The sequence below is a fragment of the Streptomyces lunalinharesii genome (assembly GCF_039532155.1).
In the GTDB taxonomy this organism is placed as follows: Bacteria; Actinomycetota; Actinomycetes; order Streptomycetales; family Streptomycetaceae; genus Streptomyces; species Streptomyces lunalinharesii.
The window spans coordinates 268,342-287,229 of record NZ_BAAARK010000005.1 but is presented as its reverse complement, the minus strand read 5'-3'; the positions used below and the strand labels follow the sequence as shown (position 1 = coordinate 287,229).

Genomic DNA, 18,888 nt, shown 5'->3' with positions numbered 1-18,888 from the left:
GGCAGGGGCTCGGAAGCGCCGGGGCACGGAACTGGGCAGCAAAAAGGGTGCGGTCCGTTTCACGTGAAACGGACCGCACCCTGGCCCTGCTGTCGAGGGCGCGTCCTACGGTCGGACCCGCCTCCGTCGGCGGGTCAGCGCAACGGCACGGCTCAGGCCGCGGCGACGACCCCGTCCCAGGCCGCACCGGCCGCGGCGGCCGCGGCGTCCTCGTCGACGGCCACGCCCAGCGCCCGCATGCCGGCCGCCAGCGCCGCCAGCGAGGCCAGCACCACCGCTCGGTCCGCGGCCCGTCCGTAGTGGTTCACCCGGATCATCTCCGCTGCCAGGGCCCCGGCAGCGGCCTGCAGCGGCACCGCACCGTCAGCGGCGAGCGCGGCGGACACCACCTCACGGGCGTCCACCCCGACCGGCGTGCGGAGCGTGGTGGCCGCCGGCGCCGCGTGCTCGTCCCGGATCACGTACGGCACCGGGCCGCCGAGCACCGCGACACCCGCCCGCACCGCCGCGGCGGCGGCCCGGTGACGGACGATGACCGTCTCCAGCCCCTCCGCCTCGATCCGGTCCACGGCCTGTTCCAACGCCAGCATCTCCAGCTGTGCCGGGGCGTGCGGCAGGGCGGTGCGCCCGGCGTCGACCCAGCGCTCCTTCCAGTCCAGCAGCGAGAGGTACGAGCGGCGCGGGGCCTGCTCGTTGGCCGCGATGCGCTCCCAGGCGCGGGCGCTGACCGACACCACGGAGACCCCGGCCGGACCGGCCAGCGCCTTCTGCCCGCCGATGACGCACAGGTCCACTCCCCACTCGTCGGTGAGCAGCGGTTCGGCACCCACGGAGGCGACCGCGTCGAGCATCAGCAGCGCACCGTGCTCGCGGACCACCGCACCGATCTCGGCGACGGGGTTGGTGTTGCCGGTCGCCGCCTCGGCGTGCACCAGGCTCACGAAGTCGATCTCGGGGTGCTCCCGCAGCGCGTCCGCCACCTGCTCGGGGGTGACCGCGCCGGTGAACGGCGCGCTGAGGGTGACCACCTCGGCTCCGCAGGAACGCAGCCAGCCACCGAACGTCTCGCCGTAGGGGCCGGTGATGACGTTGAGGGCGGTGCTGCCGGGCCGTACCGCCGAGCGGATGCACGCCTCCAGGGGCAGCAGCGCCTCGCCCTGCGTCGTGACGACATCGCAGCGGGTGCGCATCAGCGCCGCGACCTTGTCCTCGATCCGCGCGAAACGGGCGGCGTCGAGCGGAGGCAGATCGAGCAGAACCGGGGTGTCGGCGTTCGCAGTCACGGCAGTCACAGTGGCCTTCCAGCGGTAGCGAGCCGCGCGCTGCGGCGGCTCCTGACGTCTGGCTCGACTGTACGTCCGCCCGTTTCGCCCCCGCCGGACGGGCCCGAGCGCCCGACGCCGGGCCTCGGGCCACCCGCCGCGGGGCCGCGCCCGCCGGCACCCGCGGTCGGTGCGCACGCCCCGGTCAGACTCCCCGCCAGCCGTCCGGGTCCACCCCGCCCGGCACCGGGCCGGCGGGCGCGTAGGGGCCCCGGGTGAAGACGAAGGTCCCCAGGTCGAGGTGGCTGACCGTCCCGTCCGGTGCCCGCTCCACCCGCAGCGTCTCGCCCGCGTAGTAGCCGTCCAGCCCGGTCCAGGTCCCATCGGTCTCGGCCCGGAAGCGCGAGGTGCGGCCGTTGCCGGACAGCGTGACCAGCTCCAGGGCCCGCCCGCCGGTCAGCCGCAGCGCGAACGGGCTGGCGCCCCAGTACCAGGGCCCGGTCAGGGCCAGCAGCTCCTCGTCCACCGCGCCGGGCAGGGGCCGCCACGGTTCCGGGATCCGCGGCTCGTGGTGGGCCACGACGTCCAGGAAGTCGGCCGCCACCGCGGCGATCGGCACGCCGGAGGTGCAGTTCGCCAGCGCGAGCGCCGCCGTGTCCTCCGCCGGATCGGCCCACAGCACCGCCAGGAACCCGGGCATCGATCCGACGTGCCCGACCAGTCGGCGTCCGTTCCGCCGGACGAGCTGCGTCCCGAAGCCGTAGCCCGCGTCCCAGCCGTCGCCCTCCGGCGGCACCGCGGGAACCTGCATCTCGGCCAGGCTCGCCCCGCTCAACACCCGCTCGTCGCCCCGGAGCAGGAACACCGCCCACCGGCACAGGTCCTCCGTCGTGGACCACAGCTGCCCGGCCGGCCCCATCAGCCCGGTGTCGTGCGCGGGTTCCGGCAGCAGCACATCGGCCCAGGGGTGGACCGCCCAACCGCCCGCGTGCGGCATCTCCGGCTGAAGGGTCGTCCGCGTCATGCCCAGCGGCTCCAGCACCTCGCGGCGCAGCACCTCGCCCCACGGCGTCCCGCCCCGCAGTCGTTCGACCAGCGCCCCGAGGACCGCGAAACCGGGGTTGGAGTAGTGGTGCCGCCGCCCCGCCGGGTGCAGCCGTGCCCCCTCGCCGAACAGGTCGGCCGGCTCGGGCCGCAGCTCACCGGCGGTCCGCTCCCACCACGGACCGCGGGGCTCGGCCGCCAACCCCGCATTGTGCGAGAGCAGTTGGGCGAGGGTCGCCTCGGGCACGGGGACGTCCGCGAGGTGGTTCCCGATGGGGTCGTCGAGCTTCAGCAGCCCCTCGTCCCGGAGTCGGAGCACCAGCACGGCCACGAAGTTCTTGGTCAGCGAACCGATCCGGTACTGCACGTCCCCGTGCGGCACCTCCCCGTCCACCGAGCTCCGGGCCCCCGTCCAGACCACCTCGCCCCCGCGGACCACCGCCCCCATCATCGACGGCGCCCGCCCCTCGGCCTGCGCGAGGGCCAACCGTCGGAGCAGCGCCCGCCGTGTCTGCGGCATCAGCTCCCGGTGCTCTTCGACCGAGTCCACGACGGCCCCGCCGCGCGGGACCACCTCGCGCCACCCGTTCTCCCTCGGCTCGGGCCCCTGGGGCTCCACGGACTCCACGACCGTCATGACGCTCCTCAACGCGACGTCCCACCCGGCAAGCCAGCGCGGCCGGCCCAGGGCAGCGGCGAGCGGCTGCCCGCCATGCTCGCCATCCTGCCGCGGCCGCCACCGCCGGCGCTTCCGTGTTTCACGTGAAACACCGCCGGGCGCTTCCTGAGCCATGGTGCGACGTCCAGCAGCAGCCGAGCCCGGTTTCACGTGAAACGACACGCCTTCCGCAGCCCGCCGTTTCACGTGAAACACCCCTGCCCGCCCACCGTTTCACGTGAAACAAGCGCAGCGCGCTCGGCGTCAGTCCCACCCGCCGGGCGAACGCGCCGATGCCTCAGAGCCCGCCGTCCTCGTCCATGGCCGCGATTCTCGGACTTCGACCAACCTGAAGGTCAAACCGTCCGCCGGGATGCCGCCGGCCGCGCGCCGCGGGCGGCCCGCCCCGTCACGGCACGAGCGCGTCCTCGACCAGCTGGGACCAGCCGGTCCCCGTCCCCTCCCGGGCCACCTCGGTGCACCGCGCGTCGCCGAGGCGGTCCCGCACGGCCCGCTCGATCCGGGCCGCGTCCGGCTGGGAGTGGTCCTGGAGCCCGCGCACGTCCGTGCTCGCCGCGAGCAGCCGCACGGCCTGCTCCGGCCGGTCGCGGCGCAGTGCCAGGTCCGCGACCCCGACCAGCACCTGCGCGATCAGCGGCGCGTACCCCGCCTCGGCCGCCGCCGCGCAGGCCGCCGCGCGGTGCGTCCGGGCCTCGTCGAGGTCGTCGGTGAGGTAGCCGTGCAGGTCGTGCGTCAACGCCCGGATCTGCGCGCCCTCGGCCTCGTCGCCCAGCAAGGCGGCCATGACGCCGAGTTGCTCGTGGGCTTCCTCGGCGTTGCCGGCCCACCGGGCGAGTTCCGCCTTCGCCAGCGCCAGTTCGGCCAGTGCGTCCGGCCAGGTGACCCGCTCCGCGCACCGCTGCGCCTCGGCGAGGGTGGCCGCGCTGGTGTCCTCGTCGCCCAGCAGCCAGTACAGCTGCGCCTGCCGCGCCCGCATGCGGATGACGTCCTCGGTGGCGCCCACCTCGGTGACCGCCGTGATCGCCTGCTCGTAGTGCGCGCACGCGCCGGCGAACGCGCCGCGCGCGGCCATCCGGTCCGCCAGCTCGGACTGTGCGAACGAGATCCCGAACCGCTCGCCGAGCGACCGGAACTCGGCGAGCGCCTTCTCCAGGTGGGCGTCGGCTTCCGTCCCGCCCAGGCCGTGCACGATCCGCATCTTGCCCGACTGCAGCCGGGCCATGGCGCGCACCCAGGGGTCTTCGTCGTCGAGGAGCGGTTCGAACGCGGACAAGGCCGTGTCGGGCGCCCGCAGCATCCGTTCCAGCGGGGCGACGAGCCCCAGCAGCGGGGAGCGGCGCCGGCTGCGGCGGCTGGACCGGTACGCCTTGTGGATCCACTCCGCGGCCCGGTGCTCGTCACCCCGTCCGGAGCTGACGAACTGCACCATGAAGGCGTACGCCATGGCCCGGACCTCGTCGGTGACCTCGCCCGGCGTCCGGCTGGCCGCGGCGATCAGCTCCCGGCCCTCGGTCCGGTGCCCGGCGAGCCACCAGTACCAGCCCGCGGCCGCCGCGAGCCGCATCGCTTCCTGCGCCTCCCCCGCCGCGAGCGCGCCGCGCATCGCCGCGCCGATGTTGTCGTGCTCGGCCTCCAGCGTGGCCAGCCAGTGGAGTTGCTCGGCCCGGCGCAGGTGCGGTTCCGCGGTCTCGGTCAGCTCGGTGAAGTGGGCCAGGTGGGCGTGGCGCACCCGGTCCGTCTCCCCCGCCTCCGCGAGCCGGTGCCCGGCGTACTCCTTGATCGTGCCGCTCATGCGGTAGCGCGGCGCGCCGTCGCCCTCGGCGAGCAGCAGCGACTTCTCGGTCAGCGCGGTGAGCAGTTCGAGCACGGACTCGGGTTCGACCCCGTCGCCGGCGCAGACCCGTTCGGCCGCTTCCAGGCTCGCCCCGCCGGAGAACACCGAGAGCCTGCGGAGCACCGTCCGCTCGGCGTCGGTGAGCAGTTCCCAGCTCCAGTCGACCACCGCGCGCAGCGTCTTGTGCCGCGGCAGCGCGGTCCGGCTGCCGCTGGTCAGCAGGCGGAACCGGTCGTCGAGCCGGTTGGCGAGCTGGTCGACGGACAGGGTCCGCAACCGGGCAGCGGCCAGTTCGATGGCCAACGGCAGCCCGTCCAGCGCCCGGCAGACGCGCCCCATCGTCGCCAGCGCGTGGCCGTCGACCGCGAGGTCCGGGCGCACCGCCCCGGCCCGGTCCCGCAACAGCTGCACGGCGGGGGAGTTCGCGGTCCCCGCCGGGCCCGCGTCGGGCGCCGGCAGCGCCAGCGGCTCGACCGGCCACAGCGCCTCCCCGGTGATCCCGAGCGGTTCCCGGCTCGTCGCCAGGACCCGCAGCCGCCGGCACTCCCCGAGCACACGGTGGACGAAGACCGCCGCCGACTCGATGACGTGCTCGCAGTTGTCCAGGACCAGCAGCGCCTCCCGCTCGCGGATCGCGGCGATGAGGCGGTCCGTCAGCTCCGCGTTCGGGGCCCCGCCGAGCAGCGTGTCCCGCAGCCCCAGCCCGGCGAGCGCCGCCTGCGGCACGTCGCCGTCCACGCCGATGGCGGCGAGCTCCACCAGCCATGCCCCGTCCGGCAGCGCACCGAGCAGGGTGCGCGCGGTCTCCGTGGCCAGCCTGGTCTTCCCCGCGCCACCCGGTCCGATGACGGTGGTGAGCCGGTGCTCGGCGAGGAGCCCGCGGACCGCGGCGACCTCGGCGTCCCGGCCGACGAAGCTGGTGAGTTCGGCGCGCAGGTTGGTCCTGCGGCTCTCCTCGCGCCGCCCCAACTCCCCCCGCAGCAGCGCGACGTGCACGGCGGACAGCTCCGGCGAGGGGTCGGCGCCCAGCGTGTCGGCGAGGGCTTCCCGTGCGCGCTGGTACACCAGCAGCGCCTCGCTGTCGCGACCGTCCGCGGCGAGGGCGCGCATCAGCGCGGCGACCAGCCGCTCGCGCACCGGGTGCGCGGCCACCAGGTCGGTCAGCTCCGTGACCGCCTCCGCACCGCGCCCGAGGGCGACGTCCGCGTCGGCCCGCTCCTCCGTGGCGGTCAGGCGCAGCCCCTCCAGCCGGACGACCGCCGCGTCGAACGCGGCACTGTCCTGCAGACCGACGTCCTGGAGGGCCGCACCGCGCCACAGCCCGAGGGCCTCGCGCAGCAGCCCCGCCCGTCGGGCCGCGTCCTCGGTACGGACCTGCCCCTCGGTGACGAGGCGTGCGAACCGCACGGCGTCGACGGCGTCGGGCTGCACCGCCAACCGGTAGCCGTCCGTGTGCCCCTCGACCGTCCCGCCCGGCAGCACCTTCCGCAGCCGGGAGACCAGGCGCTGCAGTGCGTTCGTCGCGTCGGCGGGCGGCTGCTCCCCCCAGATCCAGTCGATCAGCGACGCCTTCGGGACCACTTGCCCCGGCCTGAGCGCGAGGGCGATCAGCAGTCCGCGCAACCGCGCGCCCGGCACGTCGGCCGAGCCGCCGTCCGCCGTGCGCACCTCCAAGGGGCCCAGCATCCCGATCTGCACCCGCTGATTTTGCCACGGGCGTTCGACGTCCCTCACCGGGGCAACGGCGCCTCACCCTCCGGAAGTTGAGCCCCGCGTCCGGGACGTTCCGCAGCGGGATCGCCGACCGTCCCGGGCGCCCGCCCGCCGGCCGCCGGTGGGACGCCGACGTGGCGGGTGGTCATCCCGTCCATCCGGTGTGGTGCAGCCAGTCCTCGAAGGTCATCACGTCGGGGTGCAGGCGGCGCAGGAGGTCGATGTCCCGGTCCCGGGCGTAGAGGTCACGGTCGGCGAAGAACCGGAACATCGCCGCGTAGTCGTGGGCGAAGTCGGGGACGGCGGCCCGCAGTTCGTCGTGCGGCATCGGGAGGTAGCTGCTGGGGGTGCCCGTGACCTGCGCGAAGGTGGCGGCGATCTGGTCGCCGGTGAGGCTGTCGCCGATCACCGCGAGGTCGCGCGCGCCCCAGGACTGCCAGTTGTCGAACATGTGGCCGGCGAACCAGGCGATGTCGTCGAGGGCGACGAGCGGGTAGCGGGCGGCGCCGAGGGGGAGCCTGAAGGTCAGGCCGCCCCGACCGTCCGGTCTCGGGGTGAGTCGGTCCCGCAGGTTCTCGAAGTACGGCGCGGTGGTCAGTACCGACACGTGGTCCGTGTACCAGCCGTCGGTCTCCTTGCGGAGCATTTCCTCCGACCGCATCAGGTCGATGTGGGCGGCGACGGCGGCTTTGCTGTCGAAGTGCGGGACGGGGTGGCCGGTCAGGGACACCGCGCTGTCCAACGAGGACCAGACGAAGCGCTCCACGCCGGCCCGCTCCGCGGCGGCCAGCAGGTGCAGCCCTTGCCGGTACTCACCCACGGCGCTGCCCGTCGCGAAGAAGTCGGTGTTGGCGAACACCCGGTCGGCCTGCCCGATCAGGACCTCCAGGGCCGCCTCGTCGGAGCGGGCCAGTCGCACGCGGTCGGGCGCGCTGGCGGCGAGTTCGGTGGCGTGGGCGGACTGCGGGTGGCGGGTGGGGACGGTGACGGTGGCGTCGGTGGTGGCCAACAGGTGCCGGATCACGTGGCGGCCCATGGCTCCGGTGCCGCCGACGACGAGGACGTGGGTCATGGCGTTCTTCCCTGGTGTGTCAGGACGTGTTCGGCCACCTGGGCGTGGGTGGCGACCCAGACGTCGCCGGACGCACGGAGGTGGTCGAGGATCTGGCCGACCATGCCCGCGAGGAGCGGTCGGCCTCCGACGTGGGCGTGGACGGTCAGGTGGAAGACGCCTGGGCCGGGGGCGGCGAGCAGCTGGTCCAGCAGCTCACGGTGCAGGTCGCGGTAGGCGTGCGGGCCGGCCGCGGTGTCGCGGACGTCGGAGTGGTCGCTGTGCATGAGGGAGACCACAGGACCGTGCGCGGTGGGCAGGACCTGCGGGAGGTCGTGGTCGCCGTGGTCGCCGGTCCAGCGGTAGCCGGCCTCGGCGAGCAGGCCGTCAGTGTGCCTCGAACCGGTGGCGCGGGGGCTCATCCACCCCGTCGGGCGCACGCCGGTGACCCGGCGGAGGACGTCGGTGCAACGACGGATGTTGCTCCGCTCGGCATCGACGTCGAGCAGCGCGGGCACCACGTCCTGGGCCCAGGAGTGTGCGGCGATCTCATGACCCGCCTCGTGCACGGCCGCGACGGTCTCGGGGTGCCGCTCGGCCACCAGTCCGTTGACGCCGACGGTGGCGGGCAGGTCACCGAGGACGTCGAGCAGCCGCCAGATGCCGGTGGTGACGCCGTACTCCGCCCAGGAGGTGCTGTGCGTGTCGTCGGTGCCGGACAGCGGCCACGCCGCGGCCATCGGCGCGTAGGCGGGCCAGTGCCCTGGTGACCACAGCTCCAACGCGACGGTGACCAGCGCGACGACCTTCCGCCCGCCCGGCCATGTGGTCTCTGCTCTCATGCGGTCCCCCTGCTCGGTGGCTTCCGCCGTGGACGCTAGTGAGGCGGTGGGTACCTCCAGGTACCTGGCGGCGGGCTACCGTCGGGGCATGCATGAGTACCCCGGCAGCGTCTTCCTCGCCGACTGCCCGGCTCGGCTGGCGATCGAGATCATCGCCGACAAGTGGTCGGTGGTCGTGCTGTTCGCGTTGAGCCGGGAACCTTGCAGGCACGGCGAGTTGGTCGACCTGATCGGCGGAATCTCGCGGAAGGTGCTGACCCAGACGCTGCGGCGGTTGCAGGGGTACGGCCTGGTCGACCGCCGCGCCGAGGCCGGGAAGGTCGAGTACGTGCTGACGGAATTGGGCCGGACGCTGGTGCAGCCGATCGCCGTACTGACGCAGTGGGCCCACGAGCACGGCGCGGCCGTGGTGGAGTTCCAGGAGTCCACAACGGACCAGGTTTACTAGGGCGCTTCTGATGGATCTCCGCGGCGCCTCGCCTCCCGCGACCGAGACGGTGCCGCGAAACCTGAGACCCTACGGCGCCCCTGTAGGGTCTCGCCGCGCGTGACCACCGGCGAGCCCAGATCGCGCACCGATGAGTTTCCCGAGCCGCGCTGGTCTCTACGCCGGACACCCACGGACGGAAGGCTGGACCATGCGGAAACTGATCTACGGCATGAACCTGACGCTGGACGGCTACATCGCCGCGGCCGGCGACGACATCGGCTGGAGCGGACCGCCGAGCCACGAGCTGTTCCAGTGGTGGCTCGACCACGAGCAGGCGAGTGGCCTGTCGCTGTACGGGCGCAAGCTGTGGGAGACGATGAGCTCCTACTGGCCGACCGGCGACCAGCAGCCCGACGCCACCCCGGCGGAGATCGAGTTCGCGCGGAACTGGCGGGACACACCGAAGGTGGTGTTCTCCTCGACGATCGACGAGGTCGACTGGCACACCCGCCTGGTCACCGGCGACGCGATCGCCGAGATCACCCGGCTCAAGGCCGAGGACGGCGGCCCGATGAACATCGGCGGCGCAACGCTTGCCGGGGCGGCCCTGCGCGCCGGGCTGATCGACGAGTACGTGATCGCCGCCCATCCGGTCCTGGTGGGCGGCGGCACGCCGTTCTTCACCGCGCTGGACGGCTGGGTGAACCTGAACCTCGTGGAGACGCGGACGTTTCCCGGCGGCGTGGTCCTGACCAGGTACGAGACGAGGCGCTGAGCAGCTTCCCGCTGTCTCCCGGCTTGGCTCGGTGTTCCTCCGGGCCGACCCGGTCCGCCGACCGGACATCGACGACCAAGCCCGAACCGCCCTCCAGCCGTACGCAGCAGCCCGGCGTATGCGAGATCCGTGTCAGACCTGCCCTCGCTTGCCCGTCGCCCGTGAGATTCGGCCACGAAGTCCGAGACCCCACAACCCCCGGCTCAGGTCTGTGCCATGTCCACGAAGCGCGAGTAGTGGCCCTGGAACGCCACGGTGATGGTCGCGGTGGGGCCGTTACGGTGCTTCGCCACGATCAGGTCGGCCTCACCGGCCCGGGGCGATTCCTTCTCGTAGGCGTCCTCGCGGTGCAGCAGGATGACCATGTCGGCGTCCTGCTCGATGGAACCGGACTCACGCAGGTCCGAGACCATCGGCTTCTTGTCCGTGCGCTGCTCGGGGCCACGGTTCAGCTGCGACAGCGCGATGACCGGCAGCTCCAGCTCCTTGGCCAGCAGCTTGAGGTTTCGGGACATGTCCGAGACCTCCTGCTGACGGCTCTCGGCCCGCTTCGAACCACCGGACTGCATCAGCTGGAGGTAGTCGATGACCACGAGCTTGAGTTCGTTCCGCTGCTTCAGCCGCCGGCACTTGGCGCGGATCTCCATCATCGAGAGGTTCGGCGAGTCGTCGATGTAGAGCGGGGCGGCCGAGACGTCCGGCATCCGGCGCGCCAGCCGCGTCCAGTCGTCGTCCGTCATGCTGCCGGAACGCATGTGGTGCAGCGCGACCCGCGCCTCGGCGGACAGCAGACGCATCGCGATCTCGTTGCGCCCCATTTCGAGCGAGAAGATCACGCTCGGCAGGTTGTTCTTGATCGAGCAGGCCCGCGCGAAGTCCAGCGCGAGCGTGGACTTGCCCATGGCAGGACGGGCCGCGATCACGATCATCTGCCCCGGGTGCAGACCGTTGGTGAGCGCGTCGAGGTCGGTGAAGCCCGTCGGCACACCGGTCATCTGGCCCTGCCGCGAGCCGATCGCCTCGATCTCGTCGAGCGCGCCCTCCATGATCTCGCCGAGCGGCAGGTAGTCCTCGCTGGTCCGCTGCTCGGTGACGGCGTAGATCTCCGCCTGCGCCTTGTTGACGATCTCGTCGACATCGCCGTCGGCCGCGTATCCCATCTGCGTGATCCGGGTGCCGGCCTCGACGAGGCGGCGGAGCACGGCCCGCTCGTGGACGATCTCGGCGTAGTACTCGGCGTTGGCGGCCGTCGGTACCGACTGCACCAGGGTGTGCAGGTAGGAGGCGCCGCCGACCCGGCCGATCTCGCCGCGCTTGGTGAGTTCGGCCGCGATGGTGATCGGGTCGGCCGGCTCGCCCTTGGCGTACAGGTCGAGGATCGCCTGGAAGATCAGCTCGTGGGCGGGACGGTAGAAGTCGTCCCCCTTGAGCACCTCGACGACGTCCGCGATGGCGTCCTTGGACAGCAGCATGCCGCCGAGCACGGACTGCTCGGCGTCGAGGTCCTGCGGCGGGACGCGCTCGAACCCGCCGGCCCAGGAGTTCCCGCCGTCCTCGTCGCGCTCCGCACGGTCGCCGCCACGGCCCCGGCCCTTGCCGTCACCGCGGCGGGAGCGGGCGGCCGGCAGCAGGTCGCTGGGACCGGAGTCCGCCCAGGGGTCGTCCATGGGCTCGGGAATGCTCACCCCGGCACCTCCTCCCGTCCGCGACGCGGACCTTGCTGTGCGGTTCTTTCTTACGGCACAGCCCTGACATTCGAGACGCCCGACTCCGGTTACGGCGCGTCGAGTTCGGACGGGGTCTCAAGGTCGGAACAGGCGGCGGGTGCCGGACCACGGTAGGCCCGCACGCACCGTCCGCCAATCTGGTTATCCACAGGCCATGTGGATGACCGCCTCATAGCTGTGGAGAAGTCCCCGGATCCTGTGCACGGGCTGGGGGAAACTTCTGTGGACAAGCACACAATCACGCCACCAGCACCCCTCTGACCTGCACGTTTCTCATCCATAGGCTGTGGGGGAGAAAAACTTCGGCAACCTGTTCATGATCGGCGCCAACGCCACGCGGACGGTAGCGACACACAGCGTAAAGTAAGGACCGCAACACGGTTGCATCTGTTACCTGTGGACGATTAGATTGCCCCTCATGACCCAGGCCCCCGCGACGCCCCGGCGCGCCCTCCGCCGCCACGACCGCGAGATCGTCGCGCTGGCGCTGCCCGCCTTCGGCTCCCTCGTCGCGGAACCGCTCTTCGTCATGGTCGACAGCGCCGTCATCGGCCACCTGGGCACCCGCCAGCTCGCCGGGCTCGGCGTCGCCGCCGCCCTCCTCACCACCGCCGTCTCCGTCTTCGTCTTCCTCGCCTACGCCACCACCGCCGCGGTCGCCCGCCGGGTCGGCGCCGGCGACCTCCCCTCCGCGATACGCCAGGGCATGGACGGCATCTGGCTCGCCCTCCTCCTCGGCGCGGCCGTCATCGTCACCGTCCTGCCCACCGCACCCTGGCTCGTCGAAGCCTTCGGCGCCTCCCCGGCCGCCGCCCCGTACGCCACGACCTACCTGCGCATCAGTGCCCTCGGCATCCCCGCGATGCTGGTCGTCCTGGCCGCCACCGGAGTCCTCCGCGGCCTCCAGGACACCAGGACCCCGCTGTACGTCGCCGTCGGCGGCTTCACCGCCAACGCCGCCCTCAACGCCGTACTCGTCTACGTCGCCGGACTCGGTATCGCCGGCTCCGCCTGGGGCACCGTCATCGCCCAGTGCGGCATGGCCGCGGTCTACCTCGTCGTCGTGGTGCGCGGCGCCCGTCGCCATGGTGCCTCACTCCGCCCGGACGCCGCCGGGATCCGCGCCTGCGCGCAGGCCGGCGTCCCGCTGCTGATCCGTACGCTCTCGCTGCGCGCGGTGCTGATGATCGCCACCGCGATCGCCGCCCGGCTCGGCGACGCCGACGTCGCCGCCCACCAGATCGTCCTGTCCCTCTGGCAGCTCCTGGCCTTCGCCCTGGACGCCATCGCCATCGCCGGCCAGGCCATCATCGGACGTTACCTCGGGGCCGGCGACCAGGACGGCGCCCGTGCCGCCTGCCGCCGCATGGTCCAGTGGGGCATCGCCTCCGGCATCGTCCTCGGTGTGCTGGTGGTGCTGGCCCGGCCGCTGTTCGTCCCGCTCTTCACCACCGACCCCGCCGTCCGGTCCCCGCTGCTCACCACGCTCCTGGTCGTCGCGGTCACCCAGCCCGTCGCCGGCATCGTCTTCATCCTCGACGGGGTCCTCATGGGCGCGGGGGACGGACCCTACCTCGCCGGAGCGATGGTGGTGACGCTCGCCGTCTTCGCCCCGGCCGCCCTGGCGGTCCCCGCCCTCGGCGGCGGCCTCGTCGCCCTGTGGTGGGCGATGGCCCTGATGATGACCACCCGGATGCTCACGCTGTGGCTGCGCACGCGGTCCGGCCGGTGGATTGTGACGGGTGCCTCCCGGTGAACCACCTCGCCAATCCCGGGCCCGTGCAGATAATGACCTTGTGCGCTCGCTTGCCAGGAAATCCGTCCTGCCCCTGACGCTCGTCATCGTGGGGGCAGCTGCAGTGGTGGGCTACGCGGCGGAGGAGACCCATCCGAGCAGAGCCACCGGCAGCCACACCGGTCACGGCACGTCCGGCGCGTCGAGCGAGGAGCCCGAGGACCAGGACCCCTCTGCCAGCGCCCCGCCCAAGAACGGCAACGCCTACACGCCGCGCAGGACGGAGGAGAACGCCCGGATCGGCGCGGTCTTCGAGAAGGACGACCACGGCTCCCACTTCTGCACCGCCAGCGTGGTGCAGAGCCCGGGCCGGAACATGCTGATCACCGCGGCCCACTGCGCCTTCGACGCCGACGCCGGCAAGCCGGTGGACGACCTGGTCTTCGCCCCCGACTACCGCAACGGCGACGAGCCGACCGGCCTGTGGAAGGTCAGCAAGGTCGTGGTCGACGACCGCTGGGCGAAGTCCCAGGACGAGGACCTCGACGTCGCCTTCCTCGTCCTCGACGCCAAGCAGGGCAAGGAGATCCAGGACGTCCTCGGCGGCAACACCCTCGGCATCGACCGCGGCTTCGACAACCAGGTGAAGATCACCGGCTACCCCACCAGCCGCGACACCCCGATCTCCTGCCAGAACCGCACCACGAAGTTCAGCGACACCCAAATGCGCATCCAGTGCACCGACTTCGAGGGCGGCACCAGCGGCAGCCCCTGGCTGGCCGACTACGACCCCAAGAGCCACACCGGCACGGTCATAGGCATCCTCGGCGGCCACGAGGGCGGCGGCGACGAGGACGACGTCTCCTACGCCTCGTACTTCGACGAGGACATCGCCAATCTCTACAAGCGCGCCCAGAACGAGGACTGACCCCCGGCCCCGCGCCCCCGTTCCACGCGAAGGGCCGCACCCCGTGGTGGGGTGCGGCCCTTCAACGTGCTGCTGCGAACTGCGCTCAGGCGGCGACGACCTCGACGCCGAGCTTCGCAACGACCTCGGCGTGCAGACGCACGGAGATCTGGTGCGCGCCCAGGGTCTTGATCGGCGAACCGAGCTCCACGCGACGCTTGTCGACGTCCGGACCACCGGCAGCCTTGATCGCCGAGGCGACGTCGGCCGGGGTGACGGAGCCGAACAGGCGGCCCGCGTCGCCGGCACGCACGGCCAGCTTCACGTTGACGCCCTCGAGCTGAGCCTTGACCACGTTGGCCTGCTCGATCGTGGCAATCTCGCGGATCTTGCGACCGCGACGGATCTGCGCAACGTCCTTCTCGCCACCCTTGGTCCAGCGGATCGCGAAACCACGCGGAACCAGGTAGTTACGGGCGTACCCGTCCTTGACGTCAACAACGTCACCAGCAGTACCGAGGCCGGAGACCTCGTGGGTGAGGATGATCTTCATTTGTCGGTCACCCTTCCCTTATCGCGCGGTGGACGTGTAGGGCAGCAGCGCCATCTCACGGCTGTTCTTCACGGCCGTGGCGACATCGCGCTGGTGCTGAGTGCAGTTGCCGGTCACCCGGCGGGCACGGATCTTGCCGCGGTCGGAAATGAACTTCCGCAGCAGGTTCGTGTCCTTGTAGTCGACGTAGGAGATCTTCTCCTTGCAGAACACGCAAACCTTCTTCTTAGGCTTGCGAGCAGGCGGCTTCGCCATTGTCTCTCTCCAGTGAGTTCAAGAAGTGTGTGCTGACGCCCTCAAGGCCCCAGGCCGTTCGCCTGCCTCGTTTCACGTGAAACGAGCCGTTTCACGTGAAACATCGGCGGACGAACGCATCGCCCGGACCTAGAAGGGCGGCTCGTCCGAGTAGCCGCCGCCGGAGCCGCCGCCCCAGCCACCGCCGCCGCCCTGGCCACCCTGGCCGCCCTGGCCACCGCCAGAAGGACCACCGGTCGCCCACGGGTCGTCGGCCGGAGCGCCGCCGCCCTGCTGACCGCCGCCGGAGCCACCGCCCCAACCGCCGCCACCCTGGCCGCCGCCCTGCTGACCGCCGCCCTGGCCGCCGCCGAAGCCGCCGCCCTGGCCACCACGACCACTGGTCTTGGTGACCTTCGCCGTCGCGTTGCGCAGGCTCGCGCCCACTTCCTCGACGTCGAGCTCGTAGACCGTGCGCTTCACGCCCTCGCGATCCTCGTACGACCGCTGCTTCAAGCGGCCCTGGACGATCACGCGGGTACCCCGCGTAAGGGACTCGGCGACGTTCTCCGCCGCCTGACGCCACACCGAGCAGGTCAGGAACAGGCTCTCGCCGTCCTTCCACTCGTTGGTCTGGCGATCGAAGGTGCGGGGAGTGGACGCGACGCGGAACTTCGCGACCGCCGCACCGGACGGGGTGAAGCGCAGCTCGGGGTCGTCGACAAGATTGCCGACGACCGTGATGACGGTCTCGCCTGCCATTAGGGGAACCTCTCGGCGGGTGTGCTGCTGGCTGCTGGTGTTGCTGCTACTCGAACCCGGTTACCGCTGGGCGCGTACGCGCTCAGTGGGTCTCGGGACGGAGGACCTTGGTCCGAAGAACCGACTCGTTCAGGTTCATCTGACGGTCGAGCTCCTTGACGACCGCAGGCTCGGCCTGCAGGTCGATGACCGAGTAGATGCCCTCGGGCTTCTTGTTGATCTCGTACGAGAGACGACGACGGCCCCAGGTGTCGACCTTCTCCACCTTTCCGTTGCCCTCACGGACAACGGAGAGGAAGTTCTCGATCAGGGGGGCGACAGCGCGCTCCTCCAGATCGGGGTCGAGGATGACCATCACCTCGTAGTGACGCATGGTTAACCCACCTCCTTTGGACTCAGCGGCCACGGTCGTTCCGTGGCAGGAGGGTCGTGATGCGTTCCGCGCCCGGCCCGCCGGAGAATCCGGGCAGACATGTGCGCAGACCGTACAGAGTACCTGCCTCCGCGCTTCCGGTTGAAATCCGCCCGGCGGACCCCTCAATCTGGAACACAACGGGTGTGAGCGGCGTTACAGTGCGCCGCCCTGTCAGTGGAGGTGCCGCATGGCACAGGCAGCACGGACCCAACGGAATCTGCTCGCGCTTCTCAACAGCGACGGCCAATCCCATCCCGTGGAGAACACTCTCGCGGTCGTGACCTTGGTACTCGGTGCGATTGCCGCCCTCAGCGCGCTCTCGCCCGGCCTGCACCTGGTCAGTTCCTGGGTGGGCCTGATCGGCATCGGAACGGGCCTGTGGGGCCAGTACATCTCCTCGACGACGGCTGAACGCTTCCTGTTGATCATCGGGCTCGGAGCCGCCGGCGTCGGCTTCTACCTCGGTCTCGCACACGGCGGCCTCTTCGGCGGCGTGGTCGGCTAGACCACCGCGCTGCGGCCGTACGGGGCCCGGCCCCGTACGGCCCAGACGGGGTACTCCCCGGTCACAGTAGGCTTCGGCGCGAGAGCCGGAGCCCCGACCGATGGGGACACACCAGCCGAGGAGCGCCCCGCATGAGCCTGACCCTGAGGACCATCAGCCGAGAGCAGCATCTGGCATACATCCAGAGCCTGCCCGCGGCGAGCCACATGCAGGTCCCGGCCTGGGCTGACGTCAAGGCCGAGTGGCGGTCCGAGAGCCTGGGCTGGTTCGACGCGTCCGGCGAGCTGGTCGGTGCCGGTCTGGTCCTCTACCGTCAGCTGCCCAAGATCAAGCGCTACCTCGCCTACCTCCCCGAGGGCCCGGTCATCAACTGGTTCGCGCCGAATCTCGAGGAGTGGCTGCGTCCGATGCTCAGCCACCTCAAGCAGCAGGGCGCCTTCTCCGTGAAGATGGGCCCGCCGGTCATCATCCGCCGCTGGGACTCCACCGCGATCAAGGGCGGCATCCAGAACCCCGACGTCAAGCGGCTGCGGGACGTCGAGGCCAGTCACATCGAACCGCGCGCCTTCGAGGTCGCCGACCGCCTGCGCCGGATGGGCTGGCAGCAGGGCGAGGACGGCGGCGCCGGCTTCGGCGACGTGCAGCCCCGCTACGTCTTCCAGGTGCCGCTGGCCGACCGCCCGCTGGAGGACGTCCACAAGGGCTTCAACCAGCTGTGGCGCCGCAATATCAAGAAGGCCGAGAAGGCCGGCGTCGAGGTCGTCCAGGGCGGCTACGAGGACCTGGCCGAATGGCAGCGGCTCTACGAGATCACCGCGAAGCGCGACCAGTTCCGGCCGCGTCCGCTCGGCTACTTCCAGCGCATGTGGTCCGCCCTCAACTCCGAGGACCCCAACCGCATGCGGCTCTACTTCGCCCGCCACAACGGGGTGAACCTCTCCGCCGCGACCATGCTCGTCGTCGGCGGGCACGTCTGGTACTCCTACGGAGCCTCGGACAACATCGGCCGCGAGGTCCGCCCCTCCAACGCGATGCAGTGGCGGATGCTGCAGGACTCCTACGCGCTCGGCGCCTCCGTCTACGACCTGCGCGGCATCAGCGACTCGCTGGACGAGAACGACCACCTCTTCGGTCTGATCCAGTTCAAGGTCGGCACCGGCGGGCAGGCGGCGGAGTACCTCGGCGAGTGGGACTTCCCGCTCAACAAGTTCCTGCACAAGGCGCTCGACATCTACATGTCGCGCCGCTGACCGCTCCACCGCACTCCTGACACACCCCAGCCACGAGAAAGGTTCCGGGCCGGCCATGGCGCTCACCCTCTACGTCGACACCGCACGCTGGCGGGCGCATCAACAGAGCGTTCTCCAGCAGTTCCCCGGGTTGGTCCCGGTCTGCAAGGGCAACGGCTACGGCTTCGGCCACGAACGCCTCGCCGACGAGGCCACCCGGCTCGGTTCCGACGTCCTCGCGGTCGGCACGACCTACGAAGCAGCCCAGATCAAGGACTACTTCAGCGGTGATCTGCTGGTCCTGACCCCGTTCCGGCACGGCGAGGAGCCGGTGCCGCTGCCCGACCGCGCGATCCGCTCGGTCTCCTCGGTCGAGGGCGTGGGCGGACTGGTCGGCGCCCGGGTCGTCATCGAGGTCATGAGCAGCATGAAGCGGCACGGCGTGAAGCCGGAGGACCTGCCGAAGCTGGCCGCGGCCATCGAGGACGTCCGGCTGGAGGGGTTCGCCATCCACCTGCCGCTGGACCGCGCCGACGGCACCGACTCGGTCGACGAGGTCATCGGGTGGATGGACCAGCTGCGCGCCGCCCGTCTCCCGCTGCACACCATGTTCGTCAGCCACCTCAAGCCCCAGGAATTCGCCCGCCTCCAGCAGCAGTTCCCGCAGACCCGCTTCCGCGCGCGGATCGGCACCCAGCTCTGGCTCGGTGACCACGACGCCACCGAGTACCGCGGCTCGGTGCTGGACGTCACGCGCGTCGCCAAGGGCGACCGGTTCGGCTACCGCCAGCAGAAGGTGGCCTCGGACGGCTACCTCGTCGTGGTGGCCGGTGGCACCTCGCACGGCGTCGGCCTGGAGTCCCCCAAGGCGCTGCACGGGATGATGCCGCGCGCCAAGGGCGTGGCCCGCGCTGGTCTGGCGACCGTCAACCGCAACCTCGCGCCGTACGTCTGGGCCGGCAAGCAGCGCTGGTTCGCCGAGCCCCCGCACATGCAGGTGTCGATCCTGTTCGTCCCGTCCGAGGCCCCCGAGCCCAAGGTCGGCGAAGAACTGGTCGCCCACCTGCGGCACACCACCACGCAGTACGACCGCCTCGTGGACCGCTGAGCCGTCGGTACGGCTCCAGACCGACGTCAGGGCCCGGTGTGCGGGAGGTTCCGCACACCGGGCCCTGACGCTCTCCGCCGCTG

The 18,888-nt window shown here is 71.6% G+C and carries 17 protein-coding genes; 7 read left to right on the top strand and 10 right to left on the bottom strand.

Annotated elements, in window-relative coordinates; all coding sequences use genetic code 11:
• Window positions 1-152: 152 nt before the first annotated feature.
• The 5 genes from ABD385_RS10775 to ABD385_RS10755 all read right to left on the bottom strand — a co-directional run bounded on the left by ABD385_RS10775 (window position 153) and on the right by ABD385_RS10755 (window position 8,425).
• Entirely contained in the window at window positions 153-1,292 is a 1,140-nt protein-coding gene (locus ABD385_RS10775; RefSeq protein ID WP_344574889.1) for a pyridoxal-phosphate-dependent aminotransferase family protein, read from the bottom strand.
• 175 nt (window positions 1,293-1,467) lie between these two features.
• Window positions 1,468-2,826: a serine hydrolase domain-containing protein gene (locus ABD385_RS10770; protein WP_344575027.1), complete on the bottom strand. Its 1,359-nt coding sequence runs from the start codon at window positions 2,824-2,826 to the stop codon at window positions 1,468-1,470.
• Window positions 2,827-3,373: 547 nt separating this feature from the next.
• On the bottom strand, window positions 3,374-6,517 hold the full coding sequence (locus ABD385_RS10765) for an AfsR/SARP family transcriptional regulator (RefSeq protein WP_344574888.1): 3,144 nt from the start codon (window positions 6,515-6,517) through the stop codon (window positions 3,374-3,376).
• Window positions 6,518-6,677: 160 nt separating this feature from the next.
• Entirely contained in the window at window positions 6,678-7,604 is a 927-nt protein-coding gene (locus ABD385_RS10760) for an NmrA family NAD(P)-binding protein (protein WP_344574886.1), read from the bottom strand.
• Entirely contained in the window at window positions 7,601-8,425 is an 825-nt protein-coding gene (locus ABD385_RS10755) for a polysaccharide deacetylase family protein (RefSeq protein WP_344574885.1), read from the bottom strand. The genes ABD385_RS10760 and ABD385_RS10755 overlap by 4 nt, the downstream gene beginning before the upstream one ends.
• An 88-nt stretch (window positions 8,426-8,513) precedes the next feature.
• On the opposite strand from ABD385_RS10755, the gene ABD385_RS10750 reads away from it, so the two are divergent.
• Both ABD385_RS10750 and ABD385_RS10745 read left to right on the top strand, forming a co-directional pair.
• Window positions 8,514-8,873 carry a winged helix-turn-helix transcriptional regulator gene (locus ABD385_RS10750; RefSeq protein WP_344574884.1) on the top strand — a complete coding sequence of 120 codons (360 nt, stop codon included), beginning with the start codon at window positions 8,514-8,516 and terminating at the stop codon, window positions 8,871-8,873.
• A 190-nt stretch (window positions 8,874-9,063) separates the two neighbouring features.
• Window positions 9,064-9,630, top strand: a complete 567-nt coding sequence (locus tag ABD385_RS10745) for a dihydrofolate reductase family protein (RefSeq protein WP_344574883.1) — start codon at window positions 9,064-9,066, stop codon at window positions 9,628-9,630.
• 203 nt (window positions 9,631-9,833) lie between these two features.
• On the opposite strand, the gene dnaB is transcribed toward ABD385_RS10745, so the two are convergent.
• A complete protein-coding gene (gene dnaB / locus ABD385_RS10740) occupies window positions 9,834-11,315 on the bottom strand; it encodes a replicative DNA helicase (RefSeq protein WP_344574882.1) in 1,482 nt (493 codons plus the stop codon).
• Window positions 11,316-11,775: 460 nt separating this feature from the next.
• Between dnaB and ABD385_RS10735 the strand changes: the two genes are divergently transcribed.
• Window positions 11,776-13,113, top strand: coding sequence for an MATE family efflux transporter (locus ABD385_RS10735; protein ID WP_344574881.1), 1,338 nt, complete (start codon window positions 11,776-11,778; stop codon window positions 13,111-13,113).
• Window positions 13,114-13,201: 88 nt separating this feature from the next.
• Window positions 13,202-14,020 (top strand): trypsin-like serine peptidase, encoded by an 819-nt coding sequence (locus tag ABD385_RS10730; protein ID WP_344574879.1) that lies wholly within the window; start codon window positions 13,202-13,204, stop codon window positions 14,018-14,020.
• Between the two features lie 85 nt (window positions 14,021-14,105).
• Here the strand turns inward: ABD385_RS10730 and rplI are convergent, their stop codons facing one another.
• From rplI to rpsF, 4 genes are all read right to left on the bottom strand, one after another.
• Entirely contained in the window at window positions 14,106-14,552 is a 447-nt protein-coding gene (rplI, locus tag ABD385_RS10725; RefSeq protein WP_344574878.1) for a 50S ribosomal protein L9, read from the bottom strand.
• A gap of 18 nt (window positions 14,553-14,570) precedes the next feature.
• A complete protein-coding gene (gene rpsR / locus ABD385_RS10720; protein WP_003978893.1) occupies window positions 14,571-14,807 on the bottom strand; it encodes a 30S ribosomal protein S18 in 237 nt (78 codons plus the stop codon).
• Between the two features lie 129 nt (window positions 14,808-14,936).
• Window positions 14,937-15,548: a single-stranded DNA-binding protein gene (locus ABD385_RS10715; RefSeq protein WP_233657265.1), complete on the bottom strand. Its 612-nt coding sequence runs from the start codon at window positions 15,546-15,548 to the stop codon at window positions 14,937-14,939.
• 82 nt (window positions 15,549-15,630) lie between these two features.
• Window positions 15,631-15,921: a 30S ribosomal protein S6 gene (gene rpsF, locus ABD385_RS10710; RefSeq protein ID WP_018542659.1), complete on the bottom strand. Its 291-nt coding sequence runs from the start codon at window positions 15,919-15,921 to the stop codon at window positions 15,631-15,633.
• Between the two features lie 229 nt (window positions 15,922-16,150).
• Here rpsF and ABD385_RS10705 point away from each other — a divergent pair, with 229 nt between their 5' ends.
• The 3 genes from ABD385_RS10705 to ABD385_RS10695 all read left to right on the top strand — a co-directional run bounded on the left by ABD385_RS10705 (window position 16,151) and on the right by ABD385_RS10695 (window position 18,805).
• Entirely contained in the window at window positions 16,151-16,468 is a 318-nt protein-coding gene (locus ABD385_RS10705; protein WP_344574876.1) for a hypothetical protein, read from the top strand.
• Window positions 16,469-16,599: 131 nt separating this feature from the next.
• Window positions 16,600-17,718, top strand: a complete 1,119-nt coding sequence (locus ABD385_RS10700) for a lipid II:glycine glycyltransferase FemX (RefSeq protein ID WP_344574875.1) — start codon at window positions 16,600-16,602, stop codon at window positions 17,716-17,718.
• A gap of 55 nt (window positions 17,719-17,773) precedes the next feature.
• Window positions 17,774-18,805, top strand: coding sequence for an alanine racemase (locus tag ABD385_RS10695; RefSeq protein ID WP_344574873.1), 1,032 nt, complete (start codon window positions 17,774-17,776; stop codon window positions 18,803-18,805).
• Window positions 18,806-18,888 lie beyond the last annotated feature (83 nt).